At 71.3% G+C, this 6,328-nt stretch carries 7 protein-coding genes and 1 tRNA gene; 4 read left to right on the forward strand and 4 right to left on the reverse strand.

Annotated features, from left to right (window positions below):
* Positions 1-179 precede the first annotated feature (179 nt).
* On the forward strand, positions 180-1,400 hold the full coding sequence (locus tag HYE82_RS33040) for an acetyl-CoA C-acetyltransferase (protein WP_179177899.1): 1,221 nt from the start codon (positions 180-182) through the stop codon (positions 1,398-1,400).
* A 285-nt stretch (positions 1,401-1,685) separates the two neighbouring features.
* Positions 1,686-2,525, forward strand: a complete 840-nt coding sequence (locus HYE82_RS33045) for a hypothetical protein (RefSeq protein ID WP_179177904.1) — start codon at positions 1,686-1,688, stop codon at positions 2,523-2,525.
* Here HYE82_RS33045 and HYE82_RS33050 read toward each other — a convergent pair.
* Complete coding sequence (locus tag HYE82_RS33050; RefSeq protein ID WP_179177900.1) at positions 2,509-2,889, reverse strand: hypothetical protein; 381 nt, start codon at positions 2,887-2,889, stop codon at positions 2,509-2,511. The genes HYE82_RS33045 and HYE82_RS33050 overlap by 17 nt on opposite strands.
* A gap of 101 nt (positions 2,890-2,990) precedes the next feature.
* Between HYE82_RS33050 and HYE82_RS33055 the strand changes: the two genes are divergently transcribed.
* Positions 2,991-3,221, forward strand: coding sequence for a DUF4287 domain-containing protein (locus tag HYE82_RS33055; RefSeq protein WP_179177901.1), 231 nt, complete (start codon positions 2,991-2,993; stop codon positions 3,219-3,221).
* 180 nt (positions 3,222-3,401) lie between these two features.
* Here HYE82_RS33055 and HYE82_RS33060 read toward each other — a convergent pair whose 3' ends face one another.
* From HYE82_RS33060 to HYE82_RS33070, 3 genes are all read right to left on the reverse strand, one after another.
* Positions 3,402-4,250, reverse strand: a complete 849-nt coding sequence (locus tag HYE82_RS33060) for a Bax inhibitor-1/YccA family protein (protein ID WP_179177902.1) — start codon at positions 4,248-4,250, stop codon at positions 3,402-3,404.
* A gap of 66 nt (positions 4,251-4,316) precedes the next feature.
* Positions 4,317-4,463, reverse strand: a complete 147-nt coding sequence (locus HYE82_RS33065) for a hypothetical protein (protein ID WP_179177903.1) — start codon at positions 4,461-4,463, stop codon at positions 4,317-4,319.
* Between the two features lie 517 nt (positions 4,464-4,980).
* Positions 4,981-5,062: transfer RNA gene (locus HYE82_RS33070), tRNA-Leu, on the reverse strand.
* A 487-nt stretch (positions 5,063-5,549) separates the two neighbouring features.
* Here HYE82_RS33070 and HYE82_RS33075 point away from each other — a divergent pair.
* Positions 5,550-6,317, forward strand: a complete 768-nt coding sequence (locus HYE82_RS33075) for an ABC transporter ATP-binding protein (protein WP_179177905.1) — start codon at positions 5,550-5,552, stop codon at positions 6,315-6,317.
* Positions 6,318-6,328: the final 11 nt, after the last annotated feature.

Consider the following 6,328-nt stretch of genomic DNA (forward strand, 5'->3'; position numbering starts at 1 on the left):
GTGCCAGAGGGCATGCTGGGGGCGGGGCGCCGGGGCGGCAGCCCGGGAGCAGCCCGCGGAGCACCCCAACCACCCGCGGAGCGACCGGCATCACACCGGCCACCCGGTGACCTCGACCGTACGGGCCGGTAACTTCGCATCCGGTCCGCAATGAGCCGCAACTCACCCTTGGAGCCCCGATGCCCGAAGCAGTCATCGTTTCCGCCACCCGGTCCCCGATCGGGCGCGCCTTCAAGGGGTCCCTCAAGGACGTCCGCCCGGACGACCTGACCGCGACGATCATCCAGGCCGCCCTCGCCAAGATCCCCGAGCTGGACCCGCGGGAGATCGACGACCTGATGCTCGGCTGCGGTCTGCCCGGCGGCGAGCAGGGCCACAACCTGGCCCGCATCGTGGCCGTGCAGATGGGCATGGACTACCTGCCGGGCACGACCATCACCCGCTACTGCTCCTCTTCGCTGCAGACCTCCCGCATGGCCCTGCACGCCATCAAGGCGGGCGAGGGCGACGTGTTCATCTCCGCGGGCGTGGAGACGGTGTCCCGTTCGGTCAAGGGCACCTCGGACGGCCTGCCCGAGACGCACAACCCGCTGTTCGCGGAGGCGGAGGCCCGCACGGCCGAGGTCGCCCAGTCGGAGGGCTCCACCTGGCACGACCCGCGCGAGGACGGCCTGGTCCCGGACGCGTACATCGCGATGGGCCAGACCGCGGAGAACCTGGCCCGCCTGAAGGGCGTGACCCGCCGGGACATGGACGAGTTCGGCGTGCGCTCGCAGAACCTGGCCGAGGACGCCATCAAGAAGGGCTTCTGGGAGCGGGAGATCACCCCGATCACCACCCCGGACGGCACCGTGGTCAGCAAGGACGACGGCCCGCGCGCCGGGGTGACGCTGGAGGGCGTGGAGGGCCTGAAGCCGGTCTTCCGCCCGGACGGCCTGGTCACGGCCGGCAACTGCTGCCCGCTCAACGACGGCGCCGCGGCGCTGGTCATCATGAGCGACACCAAGGCGCGGGAGCTGGGCCTGACCCCGCTGGCCCGGATCGTCTCGACCGGTGTCACCGCGCTCTCCCCCGAGATCATGGGCCTGGGCCCGGTCGAGGCCTCGAAGCAGGCTCTGAAACGGGCCGGTCTGACGGTCGGCGACATCGACCTGTTCGAGATCAACGAGGCCTTCGCGGCCCAGGTCATCCCGTCCTACCGGGACCTGGAGATCCCGCTGGAGAAGCTGAACGTCAACGGCGGCGCGATCGCCGTCGGCCACCCGTTCGGCATGACCGGTGCCCGCATCACCGGCACCCTGATCAACAGCCTCCGGTTCCACGACAAGCAGTTCGGCCTGGAGACCATGTGCGTGGGCGGCGGCCAGGGCATGGCCATGGTCATCGAGCGGCTGAGCTGACGGGTCGGCCAGGCGCCGCAGGGGGTTCGACCCGATCTCTTGCGGCCCGCTGACGCCGGTTCCAATCCCCTCGCGGCCGACCCGTGACCGAAATTCCCCCAGGATGTGACCTTCGTCCTGGGGGTTTGGCATTTCCCCAGGTCAGGGTAGAGGTGTCTCCGCCCGGTGTGACGTACACCCTGTCCATTTCGTGACGTAATGCACTGCACGCCATTCCCATGTCAGGACACTCTGATGTAGGAAGTCGGGGGATCGAGTCACATCAGGAGTTAGTCAGTGAGCGCCATGTCTCTTGCCCTGCTGCTGACCACGGCCGTCGCTGCGGCCGTGGGCGCTGCTGCGCTGCACGCTGTCCACGGCTTGCGCAAGCAGGTCACGGCCCTGCGCGGGGAGCTGGCCGTTCCGGCCCAGTCGCGCGGTGCGAGCGTCCCGCACGCCCGCCACGCCGTGCAGTCCCCCGCTGCCGAGATACGGGCTGCCGTCGCCGAGGCCCTGGCCGAGGAGCGCGAGCGTGAGCTTGCCGAGGCGCGGGCCTTCTGGGCCGCGCAGGAGGCCCGTGACGCCGCCGACGCGCCCTCGCTGCTGGGCGGCATGCCCGGGCTCGGGGACGACGCCCCGGCCGTCTTCCTGCCCCGCCAGGCGGATCTGGTGGGCCTGGATCCCCTCCTGGGCGAGGAGATCGCCGGCGGCACCGCCCGGCCGGAGGCCGGGGGAGAGTACCCCGAGGACTCCCCCGAGCTGGCCGCCGCCCGCCGGCGCCACCCCTCGCACCCGGACTTCGTCCCGGTCCAGGCTCCGGCCGTGGGCGCCGACCACGAGCGCACGGTGAGCCGCCTGGAGGAGCTCGCGGAGGCCCGTACGGCCCTTGCGGACGTCCGTCCGGGCCCGCTGGGCACGCTCGACGTGTACGTGTTCACGGACGGGACCACGCTGTGCATGACCCCGGGCCACCGGGAGACGGCGGAGCGCCTCGCCGAGGCGCTGCGCTCCGGCACGGCGCCGGTCCTGCTCGGCGGTTCGGGTATCTCCGGCGCCTACGCGCTGACCTTCTCCTGCGGCGGTGACGCGCAGGATCCGGACAACAACGTCTACATCCTCGCGGACCGCGTCATCGCGTCGCTCTGACTTCCGCCTGCTCCACCATCCGCACGGCCTCGTCCAGGATCCCGGACGGGGCCGTCGCCGTTTCCCGGCCCTCGCCCGCTCCGGCGGTGGCGGCCGCCTCGGCGTCCGCGGCGCGCAGTGCCTCCGCCAGGTCCAGCCCGGCGACCGCGACCTGGTCGCCGACGACGAAGAGCCCCGCATCGGGGATCTCGCGTACCGGGGCCGTGCGGTGGGGCTCCTCCAGCCGCTGGGCCCGTGCGGAGAGCTCCCGGGCCAGCCGGAGGGCCTCGGCGGCGGCTCCCTGCTGCAGGCGGCTCTGGGGCATGGCCCGCAGCCGGTCGGCGAAGCGTTCCACGGCGGCGGTCAGGGGCGAGGTATCAAGCACCCGGCCGACCTTACGCGCCGCCCCGGCACCATTGCCAACGGGCGAACTCTCCGGCACGGTGACGTGAAGAGAACAGCACGGCACACCTTCCGGAGGCGCCCATGTCCGTAGAGTTCTCCGAGCGGACCCACCGCAACATGATCGACAGAATCCCCCGGACCACCGGCCGCGAACTCGCCGAATGGCTGCGGACCGTGGAGGACGGCCCCTCCCTCGTCCGGTTCGAGGAGAAGGTCAGCTGGCTGCGCGGCGCGCACGAGCTGTCGTACGGCCAGGCCAAGGCGATCATCCACGAGTACGACCTGCGCAGGGCGGCCCGCAGGTTCGGCTGAGACCGTTCCGTGCGGCACCCCCTGATCCCCCGTCCGGTGTCCCACTCCCGCGATCCCCGCCGATCCCCTCTCTCCCTCCACGACGCGGGAAGGCCCCGCGAGCGGTGCTCGCGGGGCCTTCCCCCTGTCGTGCCACGGCGTGCGAGCCGTGCGGGGCAGCCCGGTGGGGCCGCGGTCCGGTCAGTCGTCGCCGGAGAGGATCTGGAACAGACGCAGCAGCTCCAGGTAGATCCACACCAGAGTCATCGTCAGACCGAAGGCGGCCATCCAGGCCTCCTCGCGCGGCGCACCGTAGGTGATGCCGTCCTCGACCTGCTTGAAGTCCAGGGCGAGGAAGCAGGCACCGAGGACGACGCCGAGGATGCCGAAGAGGATGCCGAGGCCGCCGCTTCGGAAGCCGAGGCCGTCGCCGCCCGCGAAGAGCGAGAACAGCAGGTTGGTGACCATGAGCAGCATGAAGCCCATGGCGGCGGCCATCACGAAGCCGTAGAAGCGGCGGGTGACGCGGATCCAGCGCATCTTGTACGCGAACAGCACGGCGGCGAAGACGCACATCGTGCCGAGCACGGCCTGGATGACCACGCCGGCGCCGATGTAGGTGCTGGTGGCCGCGCTGATGACACCGAGGAAGACACCCTCGAAGGCCGCGTAGCCGATGATGATCGCCGGGGAGGCCTTGCTCTTGAAGGTCTGGACGAGCGCCAGGACCATCGCGACGAGCGCGGCGCCGACGGCGATGCCGTACGACTTGCCCAGGTTCATCGGGTCGACGGGCAGGGCGAGCCAGGCCAGGGTCGCCGTCAGGATGACCGTGCCGAGCGTCATGGCCGTACGGCTCACGACGTCGTCCATCGTCATCGCGTTGGCGCGGGCCGGAGCCTGCGGCATCCCGGTGGTCAGGTCGGTGGCGTAAGGATTCGTCGCGTACGGGTTGGTCCCGGCCTGCTGGTACTGCGCGTCAAAGCCCGCGTTTGCACCGTTGTCGCGGCTGAACCCCCGTCGCGAGAAGACCGGGTTACTGCTCCTCATCTCACTCCTCCATGGCCACCGTGCGCGGCCTTGCATCAAGAGTAATGCGTTAGCAAAGAAATGACTCTACTGCTGGAGGAGGATCTTAGGAGAAGGCGCGGCCGACCGCAGGGGGTAATTGCGGCCGCATCGGTGGCGCCGCGCCTGCCCGCCGGCGTTGCGGATGAACCGCGGGAGGGCCTTCGGGTTGATCGGGTACTCCTCGTCGGACACGCCTTCCGGGCGACGGTGGCGTGGATCTCCCCCTCCAGCCTCCCGGCCGGTGTCGGGGCAGCCCCGCAGGATGCGGGTGACCTCCTCTCGGGGCTTGCCCCCTGTCGGCGTCCGCGCCGGCAGCCGGGGCGGGGGCCCGGCATTGCGGCCGGGGTGCCGATGCCGGCGGGGGGCCGCCCCGGTGCGGGTGACGACGGCGCGCCCGGCCTCCCGCCTCCCGTGCCCGGGGGGGCGCTCGACCAGTTCGGCGTCGCCGTGGGAGTACGGCACGGCCGTGCCCCTCGTCCGTTCGGGGCGGCTTCGGCGGCCCCGGGCGCAGGAACCGAACCGGACGTGGAGCCAAGGCCGTTCGACGGGGGCAGGGGCGCGCGGGGGCGTACGCCGGTGCGGAGGGGCGCTTGCGAAGCTTTCCGGGCCGGACGGGGTGCGCCCCCGGCGGGCGGCCCGCCCGCCGGGACCCGGGCATGAAGAAGGCCGAACTCCCGGTGTCCACCGGCAGATCGGCCGTGGTGCGTAGTGCCCGGAGCCGGACTTGAACCGGCACGACCTCAAGGCCAGCGAGGTTTAAGCTCGCCGTGTCTGCATTCCACCATCCGGGCAGGATGCTGCGGGTCCGCGCGAAGAACTGGACGCTGTGCCGAGCCTATCGGGAACGACCTGGCCGGGAACGGGCTCTTCAGCCGATGTTGTCTGATTTTATTGGCGCTTGAGTGTGCGTCAGGACCGAGAAGACACGGTGGGCCGGTTACCGGGGGCGATCACCTCCAATACGGGAATGACGGGATTTCGATGGCCCGCCCGGACCTTTGCGCCACCCCGGGCCACCCCGCACCCGAAGGCCCCGATCCGGCCGGTCCGCGATGCGGAGGGCGGGCCGGCCGGAGGCCCGGCACCCTTCCCCGCCTCGGGGGTGCCGTCATACCAGAGGAGGAGGCAGGCCGCCCCACGGTCAGACTCCGGTGGGCCGTCGAACGGGCACCGCGGCTGATCCCCCGCCAGGTTCGCGCGGTGACGATGGAAGAGTCCCGCCGTTCCACGCGGACCGCGTCCGGTCCGCCGCCCGAGGAGTCTCTTGCCGTGACCGCCATGAACTACGCCGCCCCGCACACCGCCCTCGCCGTGGCGGCCCGGGCCACCGGCCTCTCCAAGGTGTACGGCCAGGGAGAAACCCAGGTGGTCGCCCTCAACAACGTGTCCGTGGACTTCGGCCAGGGCCAGTTCACCGCGATCATGGGGCCCTCGGGCTCCGGCAAGTCGACCCTGATGCACTGCGTCGCCGGACTCGACACCTTCTCCTCCGGCTCCGTCCGCATCGGCGACACCGAGCTCGGCAGCCTCAAGGACAAGCATCTGACGCAGCTGCGCCGGGACAAGATCGGCTTCATCTTCCAGGCCTTCAACCTGCTGCCGACCCTGACGGCACTGGAGAACATCACCCTCCCGATGGACATCGCCGGCCGCAAGCCCGACCAGCGGTGGCTCGACACCGTCATCGACATGGTCGGCCTCTCCGGCCGCCTCGGCCACCGACCCACCCAGCTCTCCGGCGGCCAGCAGCAGCGCGTCGCCGTCGCCCGCGCCCTGGCCTCCCGCCCCGAGATCATCTTCGGCGACGAGCCCACCGGAAACCTCGACTCCCGCTCCGGCGCCGAAGTCCTCGGCTTCCTGCGCAACTCCGTGCGCGAGCTGGGCCAGACCGTCGTCATGGTCACCCACGACCCCGTCGCCGCCTCCTACGCGGACCGCGTCATCTTCCTCGCCGACGGCTCCATCGTCGACGAGATGATCAACCCCACCGCCGACGGGGTCCTCGACCGCATGAAGGCCTTCGACGCCAAGGGCCGCACCAGCTGACGGCCCGGCCC

This window comes from Streptomyces sp. BR123 (assembly GCF_013401435.1).
Lineage (GTDB): Bacteria > Actinomycetota > Actinomycetes > Streptomycetales > Streptomycetaceae > Streptomyces.

Bases quoted from the DNA above. Each gene is read 5' to 3' on its own strand.
- HYE82_RS33040 (WP_179177899.1), top strand. From the start codon at position 180: ATGCCCGAAGCAGTCATCGTTTCCGCCACCCGGTCCCCGATCGGGCGC.
- HYE82_RS33045 (WP_179177904.1), top strand. From the start codon at position 1,686: ATGTCTCTTGCCCTGCTGCTGACCACGGCCGTCGCTGCGGCCGTGGGC.
- HYE82_RS33055 (WP_179177901.1), top strand. From the start codon at position 2,991: ATGTCCGTAGAGTTCTCCGAGCGGACCCACCGCAACATGATCGACAGA.
- HYE82_RS33060 (WP_179177902.1), bottom strand. From the start codon at position 4,250: ATGAGGAGCAGTAACCCGGTCTTCTCGCGACGGGGGTTCAGCCGCGAC.
- HYE82_RS33075 (WP_179177905.1), top strand. From the start codon at position 5,550: ATGAACTACGCCGCCCCGCACACCGCCCTCGCCGTGGCGGCCCGGGCC.